Here is a 20,657-nt window from a genome sequence, read left to right on the forward strand (position 1 = left end):
ACTAGGCGAATTCGGACGCCAGTGCAGCATGTCACTGTTCAGGTGGATACGCCAAGCCGGGAACCGTCGCGTTCCCTTCCCGCCCCTCGATTTCCGCTCCCACGGTCACAAGGATCACCGATGAAGAAAGTCCTGCTCGCCCTCGTCCTGCTGCTGGCCGCCGGCGCCGGCGTGCTCTACGCCTTCCCTTCCACCCTGCTGGCCAGCGCCCAGTTCGTCGAGCGCACCCGCGCCGGCCTGGACGAGCAGAGCGTGCGCGTCGACGGCCTGGACATCCGCTACTACGAGGGTGGCCCGCGCGAGGCGGAGACCGTCCTGCTGGTCCACGGCTTCGGCGCCGACAAGGACAACTGGCCGCGCTTCGCCCGCTTCCTGACCTCGCGCTACCACGTGCTCATCCCCGACCTGCCCGGCTTCGGCGAAAGCAGCCAGCCCCAGGCCATCAGCTACGACGTCGGCACCCAGGCCGAGCGCCTGGTGGACTTCGCCAAGGCCCTGGGCATCGGCCGCCTGCACCTGGTGGGCAACTCCATGGGCGGGCAGATAGTCGCGCTGATGGCCGCGCGGCATCCGGACATGGCCTTCTCCGTGGGCCTGTTCGACAACGCCGGGATCATGGCCCCGCAGCAGAGCGAGCTGTTCAGGCGCGTGCTCGGCGGGCAGTCCAACCCGCTGGTGCTGAGCCGCCCCGAGGACTTTTCCGGGCTGATGGACTTCGTCTTCTACCAGCGCCCGCCGATGCCCGAGCGCCTGCAACTGTACCTGGGCGAGCGCGGCGTGCAGCGCAGCCAGCTCAACGCCTACATCTTCGGCCAGCTGCGCGAGCGCTACATCCCGCTGGAGCCGGAGCTGCCGAAGATCACCGCGCCCACCCTGCTGCTGTGGGGCGACCGCGACCGCGTGCTGGACGTTTCCAGCATCGAGGTGATGAAGCCGCTGCTCAGGCATCCCAGCGTGGCCATCCTGCGCGACTGCGGCCACGTGCCGATGATCGAGCGCCCGGAAGAGACCGCCAACCGCTACCTGGACTTCCTCGAACAGGCCAGGGCCCAGCGCACCGCGATTCGCTGAAGCCGGAATGCAGAACCGGCGCCTGGGCGCCGGTTCTGTGCGGAGCGAAGATCAGCGCTTAAAGCTGGATCAGACCGGGAATCTGCACGTCCGGATTGACGTCCTGCTCATAGTCCACCCCGGCGATCTCGAAGCCGAACAGGCGCAGGAACTCGGTCTTGTAGCCGGTGAAGTCGGTCAGTTGGTACAGGTTCTCGTTGGTCACCTGGTTCCACAGTTCCTTCACCTTGTCCTGCACGTCCGGCTGCAGCTCCTTGTAGTCGGCGCGCAGGCGGCCGTCGGCGTCCAGGTGCGGCTGGCTGCCGTAGAGGCTGTCGCGGAACAGGCCGTCGACCTGCTCGATGCAACCCTCGTGGGTGCCCTTCTCCTTCATCACCTTGAACAGCAGCGACAGGTACAGCGGCATCATCGGGATGGCCGAGCTGGCCTGGGTGACCACGGCCTTGAGCACCGATACGCGGGCGTCACCACCGCTGGCGGCCAGCTTCTCGCGAATGCCCAGGACCTTCTGGTCCAGGTCCTTCTTGGCGGCGCCGATGGAGCCGTTCCAGTACAGGTCGTGAGTGATCTCTTCGCCCAGGTAGGTGAAGGCGGTGGTCTTGGCGCCATCGGCCAGCACGCCGGCCTCCTGCAGCGCGTCCATCCACATCTGCCAGTCTTCGCCACCCATCACCGCGACGGTGTTGGCGATCTCCTCGGGGGTCGCCGGCTCCATCACGCTTTCCTTGATCACTTCCTTGTCGGTGTCCAGGCCGCGGAAGTTGACGGTCTTGCCCACCGGCTTGAGCACCGAGTTGAAGACTTCGCCGGTCTTCGGATGGGTGCGGCGCGGGGCGGCCAGGCTGTAGACCACCAGGTCGACCTTGCCCAGGTCCTGCCTGATGGTTTCGATGGTGACCTTCTTCACCTCGTCGGAGAAGGCATCGCCGTTGATGCTGCGGGCGTACAGGCCCTTGGCGTGGGCGAACTTCTCGAAGGCCGCCGAGTTGTACCAGCCGGCGGTGCCGGCCTTGGTCTCGCTGCCCGGGCGCTCGAAGAATACGCCCAGGGTGGCGGCGCCGGCGCCGAAGGCGGCGCTGATGCGCGCGGCCAGGCCGTAGCCGGTGGACGAGCCGATCACCAGGACCTTCTTCGGACCGTTGGCGATGGGGCCATGCGCCTCGACGTACTCGATCTGTTCCTTGACGTTGGCTTCGCAGCCGGTCGGATGGGTAGTGACGCAGATGAAGCCACGCACGCGCGGTTTGATGATCATGAAAACCTCGTTTGCCAGGTGCCGTTAGAACAGGTTCAGGTACTGAAGACGTCGCGCATTGTAGATGAGACACCTTCTCTTGGGCGCAACCGGGAGAAGATTCGTGACCAATGGGTCATCCCCTGCGGCGAACACGGGAAACCCGGGGCCGGAAATGAAAGAACCCGCTCCTGGGAGCGGGTTCCTTCGTCAGCGGTTCAGGCTCAGACGGCCTTTTCCAGCTCCGGTACGAGCTCGAACAGATCGCCAACCAGGCCGTAGTCGGCGACCTGGAAGATCGGCGCCTCTTCGTCCTTGTTGATGGCCACGATGACTTTCGAGTCCTTCATGCCCGCCAGGTGCTGGATGGCGCCGGAGATGCCCACGGCGATGTACAGCTGCGGGGCGACGATCTTGCCGGTCTGGCCGACCTGCATGTCGTTCGGCACGAAGCCGGCGTCGACCGCGGCGCGGGAAGCGCCGACGGCGGCGCCCAGCTTGTCGGCCAGGGCGTAGAGGATCTTGAAGTTGTCGCCGTTGCCCATGCCGCGGCCACCGGAGACCACGATCTTGGCGGCGGTCAGTTCCGGACGGTCGGACTTGGCCAGCTCTTCGCCGACGAAGGCGGACTTGCCGGCATCGGCCGGGCCGGATACCTGCTCGACGGCAGCCGAACCGCCTTCGGCGGCGACGGCGTCGAAGCCGGTGGTGCGCACGGTGATGACCTTGACCGGAGCCGAGGACTGCACGGTGGCGATGGCGTTGCCGGCGTAGATCGGGCGCTTGAAGGTGTCGGCGCTGACCACTTCGATGATCTCGGAGATCTGGTCGACGTCCAGCAGCGCGGCGACGCGCGGCAGGTAGTTCTTGCCGTTGGTGGTGGCGGCGGCCAGGATGTGGCTGTAGCCCTTGCCGAGGTCGGCCACCAGTGGAGCGACGTTCTCCGGCAGTTGGTGGGCGTAGGCGGCGTTGTCGGCGACCAGCACCTTGGCAACGCCCGCGATCTTGGCGGCGGCTTCTGCCACGGCGCCGACGTTCTGGCCGGCGACCAGCACGGCGACATCGCCACCGATCTTCTGCGCGGCAGCGACGGTGTTCAGGGTGGCAGCGCCCAGGACGCCGTTGTTGTGCTCAGCGATTACCAGGATAGCCATCAGATTACTTTCGCCTCGTTCTTCAGTTTCTCGACCAGTTCAGCCACGGACTTGACCTTGATGCCGGCGCTGCGGGCAGCCGGAGCTTCCACTTTCAGGGTCTTCACGGTGGAAGCGGTGGAAACGCCGAGGGCGTCCGGGGTCACCACGTCCAGCGGCTTCTTCTTCGCTTTCATGATGTTCGGCAGCGACGCATAGCGCGGCTCGTTCAGGCGCAGGTCGGTGGTGACGATCGCCGGCAGGTTCAGCGCAACGGTCTGCAGGCCGCCGTCGATTTCACGGGTGACGTTGACCTTGTCGCCAGCCACTTCGACCTTGGAGGCGAAGGTGCCCTGGGCGTAGCCGGTCAGCGCGGCCAGCATCTGGCCGGTCTGGTTGTTGTCGCTGTCGATGGCCTGCTTGCCGAGGATGACCAGCTGCGGCTGCTCTTTGTCGACCACGGCCTTCAGGGCCTTGGCGATGGCCAGGGAATTCAGTTCTTCGTTGGTCTCGACCAGGATGGCGCGGTCGGCGCCCAGGGCCAGGGCGGTGCGCAGTTGTTCCTGGGCCGCGGTCGGGCCGACGGAGACGGCGACGATTTCAGTGGCGACGCCTTTTTCCTTCAGACGCACGGCCTCTTCCACGGCGATTTCGCAGAAGGGGTTCATGGACATTTTCACGTTGGCGAGATCGACGCCGGAGTTGTCCGCCTTGACGCGGACCTTGACGTTATAGTCAACCACTCGTTTGACAGCTACAAGAACCTTCATGGATTCCTCGTTTTTCTCCGGTGAATAGGAATGTCGCCAGACAGGCCTGGCCGGTAGTGCACGCCATCTGCGACTACATCCAGCGAGACCGCGACCGCAAAACCGTGGCTATCTTGACCGCATCGCCCTGTCGGGTCAATACGCGTGAATGCCCGTTCATAAGGCGCGGAAGCCGATTCTATCAGGCTTCCGCGCATTTCAAACAAACGTTTGTATTGCCCAAAACGAGGGGTATAACTATGCTGGGCCCTGTCGCTATAATTGCGCCCCGCTCTGTCCGGGGTAGCGCCCCCGGCCCCATACCAACAAATAGCCTGTAGAGCCTTGAGTTAGGAGAGATCGAGAAGTGGAACGCGAATACATGGAATTCGACGTCGTCATCGTCGGCGCCGGCCCTGCCGGTCTGTCCGCCGCATGCCGACTGAAGCAGAAGGCCGCCGACGCGGGTCAGGAAATCAGCGTCTGTGTGGTCGAGAAGGGTTCCGAAGTAGGCGCCCACATTCTCTCTGGCGCCGTGTTCGAGCCCCGCGCGCTGAACGAGCTGTTCCCCAACTGGAAGGAACTCGAAGCCCCGCTGAACACCCCGGTCAAGCGCGACGACATCTACGTCCTGAAGAACGACCAGGCCGCCACCAAGGTGCCGAACTTCTTCGTGCCCAAGACCATGCACAACGAGGGCAACTACATCATCTCCCTGGGCAACCTGTGCCGCTGGCTGGCCCAGCAGGCCGAAGGCCTGGGCGTGGAGATCTACCCGGGCTTCGCCGCCCAGGAAGCGCTGATCGACGAGAACGGCGTGGTCCGCGGCATCGTCACCGGCGACCTGGGCGTCGACCGCGAAGGCAATCCGAAAGAAGGGTACTACACCCCCGGTATGGAGCTGCGCGCCAAGTACACCCTGTTCGCCGAAGGCTGCCGTGGCCACATCGGCAAGCAGCTGATCAGGAAGTACAAGCTCGACAGCGACGCCGACGCCCAGCACTACGGCATCGGCATCAAGGAAATCTGGGACATCGACCCGGCCAAGCACGACCAGGGCCTGGTGGTGCACACCGCCGGCTGGCCGCTGAACGACGACAACCCGGGCGGCTCCTTCCTCTATCACCTGGAGAACAACCAGGTGGTGGTCGGCCTGATCATCGACCTGTCCTACAGCAACCCGCACCTGTCGCCCTTCGACGAGTTCCAGCGCTACAAGCACCACCCGGTGATCAAGCAGTACCTCGAAGGCGGCAAGCGCGTGGCCTACGGCGCCCGCGCCATCTGCAAGGGCGGCCTGAACTCGCTGCCGAAGATGGTCTTCCCCGGCGGCGCGCTGATCGGCTGCGACCTGGGCACCCTGAACTTCGCCAAGATCAAGGGCAGCCACACCGCCATGAAGTCCGGCATGCTGGCCGCCGAGGCCATCGCCGAAGCCCTGGCCGCCGGCCGTGAAGGCGGCGACGAGCTGAGCAACTACGTGGACGCCTTCAAGGCCAGCTGGCTGTACGACGAGCTGTTCCGCAGCCGCAACTTCGGCGCGGCCATCCACAAGTTCGGCGCCATCGGCGGCGGTGCCTTCAACTTCATCGACCAGAACTTCTTCGGCGGCAAGATCCCGCTCACCCTGCACGACACCACCCCGGACTACGCCTGCCTGAAGAAGGCCAGCGAAGCGCCGAAGATCGACTACCCGAAACCGGACGGCAAGCTGAGCTTCGACAAGCTCTCCTCGGTGTTCCTCTCCAACACCAACCACGAGGAAGACCAGCCGATCCACCTCAAGCTGACCGACCCGAGCGTGCCGATCGCCAAGAACCTGCCGCTCTACGACGAACCGGCGCAGCGCTACTGCCCGGCCGGCGTGTACGAAGTGGTGAGCAACGACGACGGCAGCAAGCGCTTCCAGATCAACGCGCAGAACTGCGTGCACTGCAAGACCTGCGACATCAAGGATCCGGCGCAGAACATCACCTGGATCGCCCCGGAAGGCACCGGCGGGCCGAACTATCCCAATATGTAAATCAGCCCAACATGTAAATCAGCCCAACATGTAAGGCCGCCGTGTAATGAAGAACGCCGTTTCCCTCACAGGAAACGGCGTTTTTTTGTGCCTGCGCCGAGGTGCTCTTCGTAGGATGGGTTGAGCCTGCGAAACCCATGCGGTCGTGGTGATGGGTATCGCTTCGCTCAACCCATCCTACGACTACATTGCAGGCGAGCACGGCTTTTCGTAGGAGCGGGCCCTGCCCGCGAATCGCGCGCAGGGCGCGCTCCTACAAGGAGTACGGGCGCAGGGGCTTGAGGCCCCAACCGCTGTAGCGACACCTTCCGCGAACTACCGGCCGCTCCGGGACCCGCCGGTCACGGCTGCGGGCCGATGGCGAAGAACTCGCCGCCGCTCCACACGCCCAGCCATTCCTGGCCATCGATCAGCCGCGGCACGGCCAGTTCGACCAGCTGGTAGAAGACGTTGCGGTGGATCAGCGCCTCCAGGTTGCTGCGCACCAGCACGTAGGGGGCCGGCTCCTGGGTCTGCGGGTCGATGTCGACGCGGATCGGATGGTCGGGGCCGGCGACGAACTCGTCCTCGACGTTGCTGGTGAAGCGCAGTCGCTGCGCCTCGCCCTGCCCTTCCACGCTCAGTGTCACGGCGACGAAAGGCGCGTCGTCGACGCGGATGCCGCACTTCTCCACCGGGGTGACCAGGAAGTAGTCGTCGCCATCGCGGCGGATGATGCTGGAGAACAGCTTGACCATCGGCTTGCGCCCGATGGGCGTGCCCAGGTAGTACCAGGTGCCGTCGCGGGCGATGCGCATGTCGATATCGCCGCAGAACGGCGGGTTCCACAGGTGCACGGGCGGCAGGCCCTTGCCGGCGGGAATCTGCGCCAGCAGGTCGCCGGCCTTGCCTGTATCGGTCATTGGAACTCCTCGGTCGCCTTCACCCCCAGCAGGCTGCGGGCATAGTCTTCCAGCGGCGGCCCGATCAGATCCTCGGGCCGGGCGTCATAGAACGTCAGGAAACCGCCGCGGCTGCGGATGGTGGCGCTGTCCAGCAGGAAGCGGTTGCCGGTGTCGATCAGCATCACCTGGATCACGCTGCGGTCGCGTCCGACGTCGTTGTCGGTGTCTTCGTACTCTTCCCAGTTTCCCACATTGTCCTCGCCGCGGGCGAAGCGCGTGTACAGCAGGTAGTCGGCGCCGGCCGCCCGCGCCTCCTGCATGGCCTCGTCCAGGCCCTCCGGGGCCTTGGCCCGGCGCACCTGCGGGAAGTATTCGACGAAGCCCTTGAAGGCCTCCTCCGCCACCACGTTGGGCCGCGCGTAGGGATGCCCCGGCGGCACGAAGTGCCCCTGGGCGATGTAGATGAAGGAGTCCGGCTGCACCCGCCAGTTCCCCGTGCGGTGGGTGTGGCTGTGGTCGAGGAAGCCGGCGTCGCCCATGTAGTAGCCGGTGCGTTCGGCCATGTCGCTGGGCTTCATGCAGCCGGCCAGCGCAGCCAGGGCCAGGGTCAACAACAGGTAGCGCATTCGATCTCTCCGCGGCCGGCGTCGAAAAACCGGCGTTGGCCGGACGGATGCAGCTTCCGCGCCATCACAGGCCGCGCTGCCATTCCTGGCGCAGCTTCGCCTGCTGCGGCCGCTCGATGGCCTCGCGCACCTGGGCCAGCAGGCGCGGCTTGTCGGCGCCGAGCACGCCCTTGAGCACAAGGTAGTTGGAGGCGTGGTCGCTGCGGAACACGGTGTCGCGCAACTCCAGACCCTGCAGCAGGCGCTCGACCTCGGCGAACAGTTGGGCCTGGCCCAGCGGCTGGAAGTCGGGGAAGCCTTCGCGCAAGCGCTGCTCGCCGGTGGGGAAGCTGACCACCAGGGTGGAGAGGAACTCCGGCTGCGCGGCGTTCATCAGGCGCGCCGAGTTGTCCGCGTGCTGCTCGCTCAGGCCCTGGCCGCCGAGGCCGTTGAGGATCATCACCGAGCGCTTGATGCCGGCCTGGCCGAGCTTGTCCAGGGCGTCGAGGGTCGAGGCGTAGGTCTCGCCCTTGTTCACCCGCGCCAACACCTCGTCGTCGCCGGACTCGGCGCCGACGTAGGCCATGCCCAGCCCGGCGTCGGCCAGTTCCTTCAGTTCCGCCACCGACTTCTTGCGCAGGTTGCGCGGCAGGCAGTAGCTGGACACCCGCCGCACCTCCGGCAGGTGCTCGCGGATCGCCCGCAGGACGTTCAGCAGGCGCCGCGTCGGCAGCACCAGGGCATCGCCGTCGGCGAGGAACACGCGCTGGACGATCAGGCGCTCGCCGCAGCGGCGGATCTCCTCCAGCACCTCGGCCTCGTCGCGGGCGCGGAATTTCTTCTGCGGCTGGGTGTACATCTCGCAGAAGCCGCACTGGTTCCAGGAGCAGCCGTTGGTCACCGGCAGGATCAGCGAATGCGCCTCGCTCGGCGGGCGGAACACCGGTTCGATATAGGAAATGGGGAAGTCGTGCATGGATCGCTTGGCTTGGGGAATGTCGGGTTTCAGCCGCCGATGATCTTCATCACCGTGACGCCGCCGGAGAAGGCCACTTCCTGCTTGTCCGCCAGGGCCTTCACCAGCAGCCGCTGCAGGGCCGGCAGGGCCTGGTGGCGCGGCTTGTCGAGCAGATCGCCGACGTAGTGGCGGTTGCTGGAGGACAGGCAGCCGTGCAGCCAGCCGGTGGAGGACAGGCGCAGCCGCGAGCAGGTGCGGCAGAAGGGTACGCTTTCGTTGGCGATCACGCCGAAGAAGCCCTGCCCCGGCACTTCGTAGCGCAGCGCGGTGGCATCCACCGGGGCGTCGGCCTGGACGTAGGGATGGTCGCGGCCGATCAGTTCGAGCAGCTCGCGCAGGCCGACGAACTGGCTGGCGAAGGCGTTGCCGTCGCGGGCCAGGTGGCCCATGCGCATCAGCTCGATGAAGCGCAGTTCGAAGCCGCGCGCCAGGCAGTAGTCCAGCAGCGGGACGACCTGGTCGAGGTTCTGCCCGCGCAGCGGCACCATGTTGACCTTGACCTTCATGCCCGCGGCGCTGGCTTCGTCCAGCCCCTTGAGCACAGTGGCCAGGTCGCCGCCGCGGGCGATGCCGCGGAAGGCCGCGGCGTCCAGGGTGTCGAGGGAAACGTTCAGCCGGCGGATACCGCATTCCAGCAGCAGCGGCAGCTTGCGCGAAAGCAACTGGCCGTTGCTGGTCAGGCTGATGTCCTTCAGGCCCAGGCGGCTGACGCCATGCAGGAATTCGTCGAGCTTGGGGCTGACCAGGGGTTCGCCGCCGGTGATGCGCAGGCGCTCGATGCCCGCGGCCTCGATCAGGTAGGCCACGCCGCGCACCAGGCTCTGTGCGGACAGCTCGTCCTGCGCGGCGACCAGGCGCTTGCCGTCCGGCACGCAATAGGTGCAGGCGTAGTTGCAGGCGGCGGTAAGGCTGACGCGCAGGTTGCGGAAGCGCCTGCCCTGGCGGTCGACGATCATCGATCGACTCCGGCGGAGAGTGGTTCTGTCAGTATATCCCCGCCGGGCCGCGGCGGCGGCCCGAAAGCGCCGCCGGCATTGGCTCAGGCGGCAGGGGTGTCGCCGTCGCGCTTGCGCTTGTTGCCCATGCGCACGCCGATGTCCATGAGGAACTGGAAGAAGCCCTCCTGGTCCTCCAGCACCTCGCGCCAGAAGGGCGAGTGGTACAGCGCCACGGCGCCGTGCACCAGGGCCCAGGCCGCGCAGTAGTGGAAGTACGCGGGCACGTCCTCCAGCTTGCCGGCGGCGATGCGCTCCTTGATCAACTGGCTCAAGCGCTCGAAGTTGGATTCGCGGATCTTGTGCAGTTCCTCGACCATCTCCGGCACCTGGCTGTTCTTCACCACCTTCTCTTCCAGGCGGTCGAACAGGCGGTAGCGCTGCGGATCGCGCATGCGGAACTCGAAGTAGGCGCGCGACAGGCGTTCCTTGTCGCGGGCGACGTCCTCGGAGTGGAACAGCGCCGCCAGGTCGCGCTCGTAGTCGAGCATCAGGCGCAGGTAAATCTCCGCCTTCGACTTGAAGTGCTTGTAGATGGTGCCTTTGCCGATACCCACGGCATCGGCGATCATCTCGACCGTGACACTGTCTTCGCCCTGCTCAAGGAACAGCTTGAGGGCGGTGTCGAGGATCTCCTGTTCGCGACGACGGAATTCGCGAACCTTGCGTGGCTCTTTCTGCATAAAAAGACTGTTCGGTCAAAAATAGTCAAAATCCGGAGCCGCGTATTATGCCTATTCAGCGACAAAATGCACGGAACATCCGCCATGAATCCGCTTTCTTTAGAGTTTCCCCAGGAACCCGGCCTGCGCTACCTGAACCACGCTGCCGTGGCGCCCTGGCCCAAGCGTAGCGCCGACGCCGTCGCCGCCTTCGCCAGCGAGAACATCCGCCTGGGCGCGCGCGACTATCCGCAGTGGCTGCAGGTGGAGAACCGCCTGCGCCAGCGCCTTGCGCAGCTGGTCGGCGCCGCCACCACGGGCGACGTCGCCCTGGTGAAGAATACGTCCGAAGCCCTTTCCTTCGTGGCCTTCGGACTCGACTGGCGCCCCGGCGACCAGGTGGTGATCAGCGACCAGGAATTCCCCTCCAACCGCGTCGTCTGGGAAGCCCTGAAGCCGCGCGGGGTGGAGGTCATCCAGGTGAGCCTGGAAGGCGCCGATCCCGAGGCCGACCTGCTGGCCGCCTGCGGGCCGCGCACGCGCCTGCTGTCGATCAGCGCCGTGCAGTACGCCAGCGGCCTGCGCATGGACCTGGAGCGCCTCGGCGCCGGCTGCCGCCAGCGGGGCGTGCTGTTCTGCATCGACGCCATCCAACAACTGGGCGCCCTGCCCTTCGACGCCCAGGCCTACGACTGCGCCTTCGCCATGGCCGACGGCCACAAGTGGATGCTCGGCCCCGAGGGCCTGGGGGTGTTCTACTGCCGCGCCGCCGAGCGCGACCTGCTGTCGTTGCAGGAATACGGCTGGCACATGCTGGAGAACGCCGGCAACTACAACCAGACCGACTGGCAGCCGGCGCGCAGCGCACGGCGCTTCGAATGCGGCAGCCCGAACATGCTCGGCGCCGTGGCCCTGGACGCCAGCCTGGGGCTGCTGGAGGAATTCGGCATGCCGGCGGTCGGCGCGGCCCTGGCCGAACGGGTACAGGCCTTGCAGGATGGCCTGCAAGGCATCCCCGGAGCGCGCCTGCACAGCCCGCAGCAACCCGAGCGCCGGGCCGGCATCCTGACCTTCAGTCTCGACGGCTGGGACAACGCCCGCCTGCACGAGCGGCTGAAGGCCGAACAGGTGGTGTGCATCCAGCGCGGCGCCGGGGTGCGCTTCTCGCCGCACTTCTACACCCCGGAAAACGTGATAAAGGACACACTGGCCATCATCTCGGCCCTGGCCCGGGAATAAGCCGCAACCCGCGAGCCAGGGGGCCTGGCCCCGCTGGCAAGCGGCAAATGGCAGGCCATGGGCGCGGCAGTATTCCAAATCTGTTTAAAAAACCGCCGGGTGGTTGTGGAAGCTCTGCCATCTTGGCCAATACTTCAACTTACTGGTGTGCGGCATCTCCCCCCAAGTGCCCCGCCAGTGAAGGTACCGAGGATCGCGTACCTTATTGTTACACTCCTAATGGTCTTGACCCGGATTCATCCCCCAGAACCCGGGTTTTTTTTATGTGCGTGAAATAATTGGGCTGTGCTTACCCTTTCCTGCCTGTAGGCGCGAGCTTGCTCGCGAGCCTTGGCCATTCCGGCGTCCGCTGACGTTACCCTGGAAACCCGTAGGGCGCATAACGCCCAGGGCGTTATCCGCCAAATCGCCGGCAGGGCCCGCTCCTACAGGGGAATGCCGTGGGTTGGGCGGCATAGGAGCAACTGTCTTGCCGACTGCACCGAGGCGCTTTTCGTAGGATGGGTTGAGCCTTGGCGAAACCCATGCGGCCACGGCGATGGGTATCGCTTCGCTCAACCCATCCTACGGGTGTCATATTTGCCGGGGCGCAGGAGCGGACTCCGTCCGCGATTGGGCTCGCCGTGCATGGAGCTATCCGGTGGCACGAACCACCGAGCATCACGCCGCCAACGGGAACAACCGCCTGAAGTTCGCCGTGGTCTGCTCAGCCAACACCTCGAAGCTCACCCCACGCAACACCGCCAGGTACTCGGCCACTTCGCGCACGTACTCCGGCAGGTTCGGCTTGCCGCGGTGCGGTACCGGCGCCAGGTACGGCGAGTCGGTTTCCACCAGCAGGCGGTCGGCTGGTACCTGGCGGGCCACTTCGCGCAGGGCTTCGGCGTTGCGGAAGGTGACTATGCCCGACAGCGAGATGTAGAAGCCGATGTCCAGGGCCGCCTTGGCCATTTCCCAGTCCTCGGTGAAGCAGTGCAGCACGCCGGCCTGGGGCAGCGCCGCCTCGCGCAGCAGCGCCAGGGTGTCGGCGCGGGCCTCGCGGGTGTGGACGATGACCGGCTTGCCGGTGAGCTTCGCCGCTTCCAGGTGCAGGCGGAAGGCTTCCTGCTGCAGTTCGGCGGCTTCGGGTTCGTAGTGGTAGTCCAGGCCGGTCTCGCCGATGGCCACCACCCGCGGGTGGTTCAGTTCGGCCAGCAGCCAGTCCAGGGCCGGGGCTGCGCCGGGTTCCAGGTCCAATGGGTGGACGCCCACCGAGCAGTGCACGTCGGCGTAGCGTTCGGCCAGGGCCTTGACCGCCCAGGCGTTGTCGGCGCTGACGCCGATGCAGAGGAACTGCCCGACGCCACGGGCGCGCGCGGCGTCCAGGGCGGCGTCCAGCGAACCGCCATGGGCCGCGAGGTCCAGGCGGTCGAGGTGGCAATGGGAATCGACCAGCATCGAATGGGTACTCCGGAAATGACGAAGCGCCCCTGCGGGCGCCTCCTGCGTTCTGCTCATGCGCGCCGCGGCGCGCGACTTACATGGTGTGGGTCGGCCTGTCGGACTTCAGCGCCCCGGCCAGGTACGTCTCTATCTTGTTGCGCGCGGTGTTGTCGCCGTCGTTGAACTGCACGCCGATGCCCGCGGCGCGGTTGCCCTGGGCGCCCTTGGGAGTGATCCAGACCACCTTGCCGGCCACCGGGATCTTCTCCGGCTCGTCCATCAGGTTGAGCAGCATGAAGACCTCGTCGCCCAGCTTGTAGGTCTTGTTGGTCGGGATGAACAGCCCGCCGTTGCGGATGAACGGCATGTATGCGGCATAGAGTACGGACTTGTCCTTGATGGTCAGGGACAGGATACCGTTACGCGGTCCCAGGTTCGGTGGCAAGCTCATTGGGCTGTCCTAGCGATGATCCGATTGGCCGATTCTAGCCCGGCCCCGGCAGGCTTGCCCACTGCGCGAGCAGGGCTTCGAGAAGCAGGGCACGGTTGAGGTTGGCCTTGTTCAGGACTTTCTGCCGGTGCTCCAGCAACCAGTCCTGGATCGCCATGACCTTGGGCTGGGTGGACTTCTCCGCCAGGTACTGCAGCACCTTGCGCATGTCCGCCAGGCCCAGCCCCGCCTCGTCGCGGGTCAGTTGGTAGCGCAGGATGCCCAGCGCCCAGTCGCAGAACCAGTCGAACAGCAGCGGCAGCGGCACGGCGTTCCAGCTTTCCGCCAGTTGGCCGGGGGCGATCTGCTGCTTGAGCAGCTTCTTCACTCCCTCCACCACCAGCGCGCGCTGTTCGCGCACGCCCTGGCCGTACAGGCGCTGGGCGGTCAGCGGCGAGCCGCCGGCCAGGACCAGCAGTTCGTCGAGCGCGGCGGCGTCCTCGCCGGGCAGCACGCTGGCCAGGTAGGCGCGGCTCTGCTCGGCGCTCGGCTGCGGGCAGGCCTGCTGCACGCAGCGGCTCTTGATGGTCGGCAGCAGGCGGCTGGGCTGGTGGCTGATCAGCAGCAGCACGGTGTCGCCGGAGGGCTCCTCCAGGCTCTTGAGCAGGGCGTTGGCGGAGTTGAGGTTCATCGCCTCGGCCGGCTCCAGCAGCACCACCTTGCGCCCGCCCAACTGCGCGGTCTGCACCACGAAGTCCACCAGTTCGCGGACCTGGTCGACGCGGATGGGCTTCTCCGGCTCTTCCGGCTCCAGCAGGAAGAAATCCGGATGGGTGCCGGCGGCCAGCAATTGGCAACCCTTGCACTGGCCACAGGCGCGGCCGCCGGCCGGGTGCTGGCAGAGCAGCAGGGCCACCAGGTTGTCGGCCAGGGCGCGCTTGCCGATGCCCGCGGGGCCGTGCAGCAGGTAGGCGTGGGCATGCCGCGGGCGGCCGCTGAGCTGCTGCCAGAGCGTGGCCTGCCAGGGGTAGATCTCAGCCATGCAGGCGCTCCAGCAGGTTCGGCAGCAGGGCCTCGATGTCGGCCTGTACGCGCGCCAGCGGCTGCGCGGCGTCGAGCACGTGATAGCGCTGTGGCTCGGCGGCGGCGCGGCGCAGGTAGGTCTGGCGCACCGCCTCGAAGAATTCGCGGCCTTCCTGCTCGAAGCGGTCCAGGCGGCCGCGGGCGGCGGCGCGGGCCAGGCCGACTTCCACCGGCAGGTCGAAGACCAGCGTCAGGTCCGGGCGCAGGTCGCCCTGGACGAAGCGTTCCAGTTCGGCGATGCGCGACTCCGGCAGGCCTCGGCCACCGCCCTGGTAGGCGTAGGTGGCGTCGGTGAAGCGGTCGCAGAGCACCACGGCGCCACGGGCCAGGGCCGGGCGGATGACCTGGGCGAGGTGCTGGGCGCGGGCGGCGAACATCAGCAGCAGCTCGGTATCCACCGCCATCGGCTCGTCACTGGGGGCCAGCAGCAGCTCGCGGATGCGCTCGGCCAGCGGCGTGCCGCCGGGCTCGCGGGTCAGCTGCACTTCCACGCCGCGTTCGCGCAGGCGCTCGGCCAGGTACTCGCGGTTGGTGGTCTTGCCCGCGCCTTCGGGGCCTTCCAGGGTGACGAACAGGCCGCTCACTCGGCTCTCCTTCTGTCTGTGCTACTGCTGCGCCGGCGGTTGCCCGGGAGCTTCCGCCGGCGCCGGTGCGGGAATCGGCGCGGGGCTGGACCGGTAGTCCGCGCGCCGCTTCAGCTGGTATTCCTGCACCGCCTTGTTGTGGTCGTCGAGGTTGTCGGAAAACACGTGGCTGCCATCGCCACGGGCGACGAAATACAGGCTCTGGCCATCGGCCGGATTGAGCGCGGCATGGATCGCCTCGCGCCCGGGCATGGCGATCGGCGTCGGCGGCAGGCCGGCGATCACGTAGGTGTTGTAGGGGGTGGGCTCGCGCAGGTCGGCGCGGCTGATCTTGCCGCTGTAGCGCTCGCCCATGCCGTAGATCACGGTCGGGTCGGTCTGCAGCAGCATGTTCTTCTGCAGGCGGCGCACGAAGACCCCGGCGATCTGCGGGCGCTCCTGGGGCACGCCGGTTTCCTTCTCCACCAGCGATGCCATGATCAGCGCCTGGTACGGGTCCTTGTAGGGCAGGTCGCCGCTGCGGCCCTGCCACTCCTGGTCGAGGATGCGCTCCATGCGCTGGTAGGCCAGCTTGAGCAGGTCGATGTCGCGCATGCCGCGGACATAGCGGTAGGTGTCCGGGAAGAAGTGCCCCTCGGGCACGACGCCGGCCTTGCCCAGGCGCTTCATCACCTCTTCGTCGCTGAGGCCGGCCAGGGTGGCTTCCAGCTTGGGCTGACGCGCCAGCAGTTCGCGGAACTGGTGGAAGGTCCAGCCCTCTACCAAGGTCAGGCTGTACTGCACCACGTCGCCTTCGCGCCACAGCTCCAGCAGGTCGTCGCCGCTCATCCCCGGCTTGAGCCGGTATTCGCCGCTGTGCAGGGCCTGCCCGGCCAGGTTGAAGCGCCAGTACAGGCGCAGCCAGAAGGCGCCGTGCAGCACTTCCTCGTCCTGCAGGCGCGTCAGCAGCGCCCCCGGGGTGGCGCCGGAAGGGACGTCCAGCAGGCGTTCTTCGGTCAGCTGCAGCGGCTGCTGCAGGGCCCGGCGCTGCTCCCAGCCGGCCAGGCCGAGCAACAGCCCGGCCAACAGCAGGCCGCTTTCCAGCAGCACCAGCAATTTGCGCATCACAGGTCAGGAATCCAGGCGTTCGCGGAAGTGGGCTTGCAGTTTACGGGTGATCGCCCCGACCGGCCAGGCATGGGCTTCGAGTCGACGCACCGGCCAGACACCATAGAGGCTGTTGCAGAGAAAGACCTCATCGGCCTGCAACAGTTCGACGTAGGCAACATCCCGAACCGCAGTGGGAATGCCCTGCCCCGCCGCCCACTCCAGCAGTTCGGCGCGCATCACCCCGGCCACTCCGCAGCGGCTCAGTTCGGGCGTGATCAATTGGCCGTCGCGGACCAGGAACAGGTTGCTGAATACGCCTTCGACCACGCGCCCGCCCTGGTCGCGCATCAGCCCCTCGGCGAAGGCCGGGTCGCTCCATTCGCTGCGGGCCAGGACCTGCTCCAGGCGGTTGAGGTGCTTGAGGCCGGCCAACAGCGGTTGCTCGGCCAGGCGGGTGGCGCAGGGGAAAAGGGCGATGCCCTCGTCGAAATGGGCCGCCGGGTAGGCTGGCGCCGGCGAGCCGATGAGGATGCGCCGCACCTGGGCGTCGGCCGGCGCGGCATAACCGCGCAGGCCTTCGCCGCGGGTCAGCATCAGCTTGGCCACGCCTTCGCCCAGTTGCGCGGCGAAGGCCAGCAGTTCCTGCTCGACCTGGGCCAGCGACACCGGCAGGAACAGGCGCCGGGCGCCCTCTTCCAGGCGCGCCAGGTGCCGCGCCAGCAGGCGTGGTCGGCCGGCGCGCACGGCAATGGTCTCGAACAGGCCATCGCCGTAGGCCAGCCCGCGATCGCGCACGGACAGGGCCTCGGCGGGCCGGCCGTCGACCCAGGCGGACATCAGCCGTTGAACCGGCGGAACACCAGGGAACCGTTGGTGCCGCCGAAGCCGAAGGAGTTGGACACCGCCACTTCGATGCTGCGCTCCTTGAGCCGGTTCGCCACCAGGTCGAGGTCGCAGCCTTCGTCCGGGTTGTCCAGGTTGATGGTCGGCGGCGCCACCTGGTCGCGCAGCGCCAGGATGCAGAAGATGGCTTCCACCGCGCCGGCGGCACCGAGCAGGTGGCCGGTCATGGACTTGGTCGAGCTCATCGACAGCTTGTAGGCGTGCTCGCCGAAGATCGACTTCACCGCGGAGATCTCGGCGATGTCGCCGGCCGGGGTGGAGGTGCCATGGGCGTTGATGTAGTCGACCTGCTCCGGGTTCACGCCGGCGTCGCGCAGGGCGTTCTTCATGCAACGGGCAGCGCCGGCGCCATCTTCCGGCGGCGCGGTCATGTGGAAGGCGTCGCCGCTCATGCCGAAGCCGACCAGCTCGGCGTAGATGCGCGCGCCGCGGGCCTTGGCGTGCTCCAGCTCTTCCAGCACCACGGCGCCGGCGCCGTCGGAGAGCACGAAGCCGTCGCGGTCCCTGTCCCACGGGCGGCTGGCCCTGGCCGGCTCTTCGTTGCGGGTGGACAGCGCGCGGGCGGCGCCGAAACCGCCGATGCCCAGGCCGCAGGTGGCCATTTCCGAACCGCCGGCGACCATCACGTCAGCCTCGCCGTAGGCGATGTTGCGCGCGGCCATGCCGATGTTGTGGGTGCCGGTGGTGCAAGCGGTGGTGATGGCGTAGTTGGGGCCCTGCAGACCGAGGTTGATCGACAGGAACCCGGAAACCATGTTGATGACCGAGCCGGGCACGAAGAACGGCGAAATGCGCCGCGGCCCCTGCTCGAACAGAGAACGGCAGGTGTTCTCGATGTTGGTCAGGCCGCCGATGCCGGAGCCGATGGCGACGCCGATGCGCTCGCGGTTGGCGTCGGTGACTTCCAGACCGGAATCGCGCACCGCCTGGTAGCTGGCGGCCAGGCCGTACTGGATGAACAGGTCGAGTTTGCGGGCTTCCTTGGCGGACATGTACTGCTCGACGTCGAACCCCCTCACCGAACCGCCGAAGCGGGTGGAAAAGGCGGAAAGGTCCATGTGCTCGATCGGGGCGATACCGCTGCGGCCGGCCAGGATACCCTGCCAGGAACTCGGCACGTCCACGCCCAGCGGCGAGAGCATACCCATGCCAGTGATGACGACGCGTCTGCGCGACACTACGACTTCCTCATTTTGCGAATACACGGCATAGGCGCCGGACCGCGACCAGGGCTGTCCAGCGCCATGCTAAAGAAAAGCCGCACGCCTTTGCAGGCCGTGCGGCTTCTTCCGTCGGAAACGGCTACTTATTGCTGGTGGGCAACGATGTAGTCGATGGCTTCCTGCACGGTGGTGATCTTTTCGGCTTGCTCGTCGGGGATTTCGGTCTCGAATTCCTCTTCCAGAGCCATCACCAGCTCAACGGTGTCAAGGGAGTCCGCGCCCAGGTCTTCGACGAAGGAAGCGCTGTTGGTGACTTCTTCTTCCTTAACGCCGAGTTGCTCAGCAACGATCTTCTTGACGCGTTCTTCGATGGTGCTCATACCTTGTTTTCACTCCTATGGACAATCCGTACAGCTGGGCTGCGGGTAAGTGTATAGAAAGGGTTTTCTGCATTTCAAGCTGAACGCCGACGCCCCTTCGCGACCACCACGATGTTCTGTCTATAACCCAGTTGCATCTATATAACGGATTTTAGACAGCGCATATGACACATCCGCGAAGAGTAAGGTCACATTCAGCTCATGTACATTCCGCCATTCACCGGTACCGTGGCGCCGGTCACATAGGCGGCACCATCGGAGGCGAGGAATCCTACCACCTTGGCGATCTCTTCGGCTTGGCCGAGACGCCCCAGCGGAATCTGGCCGAGCAGCGCTTCGCGCTGGGCTTCGGGCAGCTCGCGGGTCATGTCGGTGTCGATGAAGCCCGGGGCCACCGCGTTGACGGTGATGGCACGGGAGCCCACTTCGCGCGCCAGGGCGCGGGTGAAGCCCTCTAGGCCGGCCTTCGCCGCGGCATAGTTGGTCTGCCCGGCATTACCCATGGCGCCGACCACCGAGCCGATGTTGATGATGCGACCCCAGCGAGCCTTGGTCATGCCGCGCAGCACGGCTTTCGACAGACGGTAGAGGCTGTTGAGGTTGGTGTTGACCACGTCGAACCACTCGTCGTCCTTCATCCGCATCAGCAGGTTGTCGCGGGTGATGCCGGCGTTGTTGACCACGATCAGCGGCTGGCCGAGGTGCTGCTGGATGTGTTCGAGGGTGGAGGCGACGGATTCGTCGCTGGAAACGTCCAGGACCAGGCCGGCGCCTTCGATGCCGTTGGCCTTGAGGTATTCGGCGATTTTCTCGGCGCCCGAGGCGCTGGTGGCGGTGCCGATGACGATGGCGCCCAGGCGGCCCAGTTCCAGGGCGATGGCCTGGCCGATGCCGCGGCTCGCGCCGGTGACCAGGGCAACCTTACCTTGCAGACTCATGCTCTTATCTCCTGTTCAAGCCAGAGCCGCACGAGCCGCCGCGAAGGCGTCCGCCGAATCCAGATTGTGGGTGTTCACGCCCTTGGCGCAACGCTTGTTCAGGCCGGCCAGGACCTTGCCAGGGCCGCACTCTACCAGATCGCTCACGCCCTTGGCGGCGAGCAGTTGCACGGTCTCGACCCAGCGCACCGGGCTGTACAGCTGCGCCAGAAGGTCGCGCTTGAGGGTGTCGAGGTCCGCCGGCACCTGGGCGCTGACGTTCTGCACCAGGGCGATCTGCGGAACTTGCCAGGCGATGGCTTCCACCGCTTCGGCGAAGCGCTCGGCGGCCGGGCGCATCAGCGCGCAGTGCGACGGCACGCTGACCGGCAGCGCCACGGCGCGCTTGGCGCCGCGCGCCTTGCAGGCCTCGATGGCACGCTCGACCGCGGCGGCGGCGCCGGCGATCACCACCTGGCCGGGAGCGTTGAAGTTGACGGCGCTGACCACCTCACCCTGCGCGGCTTCGGCGCAGGCGGCCAGCACGTCGGCGTCTTCCAGGCCGAGGATCGCGGCCATGCCGCCGGTACCGGCGGGCACCGCTTCCTGCATCAATTGGCCGCGGCGCTCGACCAGTTTCACCGCCTCGGCGAAGCCCAGGCTGCCGGCGGCGACCAGGGCCGAGTACTCGCCCAGGCTGTGGCCGGCGACGTAGGCCGGCGCGGCGCCGCCCTCGGCCTGCCACAGGCGCCACAGGGCGATGGAGGCGGTGAGGATGGCGGGCTGGGTCTTGTCGGTCTGGTTCAGGCGCTCTTCCGGGCCTTCCTGCACCAGCGCCCAGAGGTCGTAGCCCAGGGCCGACGAGGCTTCGGCGAAGGTGTCACGCACCAGTGCGTGCTGCGCGCCCAGCTCGGCCAGCATGCCGAGGGATTGCGAGCCCTGGCCGGGGAAAACGAATGCGAGGGATGCGGACATTGCAACGGGTCCCTTGTGTCTGTTTCGTCGAAGGGTAACGCCAGCAGCAGCCTGGCGCATGGAACTGACAGTTGGATGACGGCCTCGACCGCGCGGTC

General features: G+C 66.7%; 21 protein-coding genes. 3 read left to right on the forward strand and 18 right to left on the reverse strand.

The genetic code is table 11. The features are described from left to right. Window positions 1-120 precede the first annotated feature (120 nt). Complete coding sequence (locus FG99_RS03125) at window positions 121-1,071, forward strand: alpha/beta fold hydrolase (protein ID WP_043267235.1); 951 nt, start codon at window positions 121-123, stop codon at window positions 1,069-1,071. 58 nt (window positions 1,072-1,129) lie between these two features. On the opposite strand, the gene fabV is transcribed toward FG99_RS03125, so the two are convergent. The 3 genes from fabV to FG99_RS03140 form a co-directional block, all read right to left on the reverse strand. After that, the gene (gene fabV, locus FG99_RS03130) at window positions 1,130-2,326 is read right to left on the reverse strand and encodes an enoyl-ACP reductase FabV (RefSeq protein ID WP_043267236.1); all 1,197 of its coding nucleotides are present in this window, start codon (window positions 2,324-2,326) and stop codon (window positions 1,130-1,132) included. Window positions 2,327-2,529: 203 nt separating this feature from the next. Then, window positions 2,530-3,459: an electron transfer flavoprotein subunit alpha/FixB family protein gene (locus FG99_RS03135; protein WP_043267238.1), complete on the reverse strand. Its 930-nt coding sequence runs from the start codon at window positions 3,457-3,459 to the stop codon at window positions 2,530-2,532. Next, a complete protein-coding gene (locus FG99_RS03140; RefSeq protein WP_009621462.1) occupies window positions 3,459-4,208 on the reverse strand; it encodes an electron transfer flavoprotein subunit beta/FixA family protein in 750 nt (249 codons plus the stop codon). Before FG99_RS03140 ends, FG99_RS03135 begins: the two co-directional genes overlap by 1 nt. Window positions 4,209-4,554: 346 nt before the next feature. Here FG99_RS03140 and FG99_RS03145 point away from each other — a divergent pair, with 346 nt between their 5' ends. Beyond that, complete coding sequence (locus FG99_RS03145) at window positions 4,555-6,210, forward strand: electron transfer flavoprotein-ubiquinone oxidoreductase (RefSeq protein ID WP_024128791.1); 1,656 nt, start codon at window positions 4,555-4,557, stop codon at window positions 6,208-6,210. Window positions 6,211-6,551: 341 nt separating this feature from the next. On the opposite strand, the gene FG99_RS03150 is transcribed toward FG99_RS03145, so the two are convergent. From FG99_RS03150 to FG99_RS03170, 5 genes are all read right to left on the reverse strand, one after another. After that, the gene (locus FG99_RS03150; RefSeq protein ID WP_043267241.1) at window positions 6,552-7,112 is read right to left on the reverse strand and encodes a DUF1285 domain-containing protein; all 561 of its coding nucleotides are present in this window, start codon (window positions 7,110-7,112) and stop codon (window positions 6,552-6,554) included. Then, on the reverse strand, window positions 7,109-7,720 hold the full coding sequence (locus tag FG99_RS03155) for a DUF4823 domain-containing protein (protein ID WP_043267243.1): 612 nt from the start codon (window positions 7,718-7,720) through the stop codon (window positions 7,109-7,111). Before FG99_RS03155 ends, FG99_RS03150 begins: the two co-directional genes overlap by 4 nt. 64 nt (window positions 7,721-7,784) lie before the next feature. Next, window positions 7,785-8,675 carry a radical SAM protein gene (locus FG99_RS03160; RefSeq protein ID WP_009621455.1) on the reverse strand — a complete coding sequence of 297 codons (891 nt, stop codon included), beginning with the start codon at window positions 8,673-8,675 and terminating at the stop codon, window positions 7,785-7,787. Between the two features lie 29 nt (window positions 8,676-8,704). Beyond that, on the reverse strand, window positions 8,705-9,673 hold the full coding sequence (locus FG99_RS03165) for a GTP 3',8-cyclase MoaA (protein WP_043267245.1): 969 nt from the start codon (window positions 9,671-9,673) through the stop codon (window positions 8,705-8,707). A gap of 83 nt (window positions 9,674-9,756) precedes the next feature. Then, window positions 9,757-10,395 (reverse strand): TetR/AcrR family transcriptional regulator, encoded by a 639-nt coding sequence (locus tag FG99_RS03170; RefSeq protein ID WP_009621451.1) that lies wholly within the window; start codon window positions 10,393-10,395, stop codon window positions 9,757-9,759. An 84-nt stretch (window positions 10,396-10,479) separates the two neighbouring features. On the opposite strand from FG99_RS03170, the gene FG99_RS03175 reads away from it, so the two are divergent. Next, a complete protein-coding gene (locus tag FG99_RS03175; RefSeq protein WP_043267247.1) occupies window positions 10,480-11,613 on the forward strand; it encodes an aminotransferase class V-fold PLP-dependent enzyme in 1,134 nt (377 codons plus the stop codon). Between the two features lie 660 nt (window positions 11,614-12,273). On the opposite strand, the gene FG99_RS03180 is transcribed toward FG99_RS03175, so the two are convergent. The 10 genes from FG99_RS03180 to fabD all read right to left on the reverse strand — a co-directional run bounded on the left by FG99_RS03180 (window position 12,274) and on the right by fabD (window position 20,559). Beyond that, on the reverse strand, window positions 12,274-13,050 hold the full coding sequence (locus tag FG99_RS03180) for a TatD family hydrolase (RefSeq protein WP_043267249.1): 777 nt from the start codon (window positions 13,048-13,050) through the stop codon (window positions 12,274-12,276). Window positions 13,051-13,129: 79 nt separating this feature from the next. After that, on the reverse strand, window positions 13,130-13,486 hold the full coding sequence (locus FG99_RS03185; RefSeq protein ID WP_009621447.1) for a PilZ domain-containing protein: 357 nt from the start codon (window positions 13,484-13,486) through the stop codon (window positions 13,130-13,132). 34 nt (window positions 13,487-13,520) lie between these two features. Beyond that, window positions 13,521-14,507, reverse strand: coding sequence for a DNA polymerase III subunit delta' (locus tag FG99_RS03190; RefSeq protein WP_043267251.1), 987 nt, complete (start codon window positions 14,505-14,507; stop codon window positions 13,521-13,523). After that, window positions 14,500-15,132: a dTMP kinase gene (gene tmk / locus FG99_RS03195; protein WP_043267253.1), complete on the reverse strand. Its 633-nt coding sequence runs from the start codon at window positions 15,130-15,132 to the stop codon at window positions 14,500-14,502. Before tmk ends, FG99_RS03190 begins: the two co-directional genes overlap by 8 nt. Before the next feature lie 21 nt (window positions 15,133-15,153). Beyond that, window positions 15,154-16,236, reverse strand: coding sequence for an endolytic transglycosylase MltG (mltG, locus tag FG99_RS03200; RefSeq protein ID WP_043267255.1), 1,083 nt, complete (start codon window positions 16,234-16,236; stop codon window positions 15,154-15,156). Window positions 16,237-16,242: 6 nt separating this feature from the next. Beyond that, entirely contained in the window at window positions 16,243-17,058 is an 816-nt protein-coding gene (pabC, locus tag FG99_RS03205; protein WP_043267257.1) for an aminodeoxychorismate lyase, read from the reverse strand. Further along, window positions 17,058-18,302 (reverse strand): beta-ketoacyl-ACP synthase II, encoded by a 1,245-nt coding sequence (fabF, locus tag FG99_RS03210; protein WP_043267259.1) that lies wholly within the window; start codon window positions 18,300-18,302, stop codon window positions 17,058-17,060. Before fabF ends, pabC begins: the two co-directional genes overlap by 1 nt. 128 nt (window positions 18,303-18,430) lie before the next feature. Further along, window positions 18,431-18,667, reverse strand: coding sequence for an acyl carrier protein (acpP, locus tag FG99_RS03215; protein ID WP_007160597.1), 237 nt, complete (start codon window positions 18,665-18,667; stop codon window positions 18,431-18,433). A 194-nt stretch (window positions 18,668-18,861) separates the two neighbouring features. After that, window positions 18,862-19,605: a 3-oxoacyl-ACP reductase FabG gene (gene fabG / locus FG99_RS03220; RefSeq protein WP_009621431.1), complete on the reverse strand. Its 744-nt coding sequence runs from the start codon at window positions 19,603-19,605 to the stop codon at window positions 18,862-18,864. Window positions 19,606-19,620: 15 nt separating this feature from the next. Continuing rightward, on the reverse strand, window positions 19,621-20,559 hold the full coding sequence (gene fabD / locus FG99_RS03225; RefSeq protein WP_043267262.1) for an ACP S-malonyltransferase: 939 nt from the start codon (window positions 20,557-20,559) through the stop codon (window positions 19,621-19,623). Window positions 20,560-20,657 lie beyond the last annotated feature (98 nt).

This window comes from Pseudomonas sp. AAC (genome assembly GCF_000725445.1).
Lineage (GTDB): Bacteria > Pseudomonadota > Gammaproteobacteria > Pseudomonadales > Pseudomonadaceae > Pseudomonas > Pseudomonas citronellolis.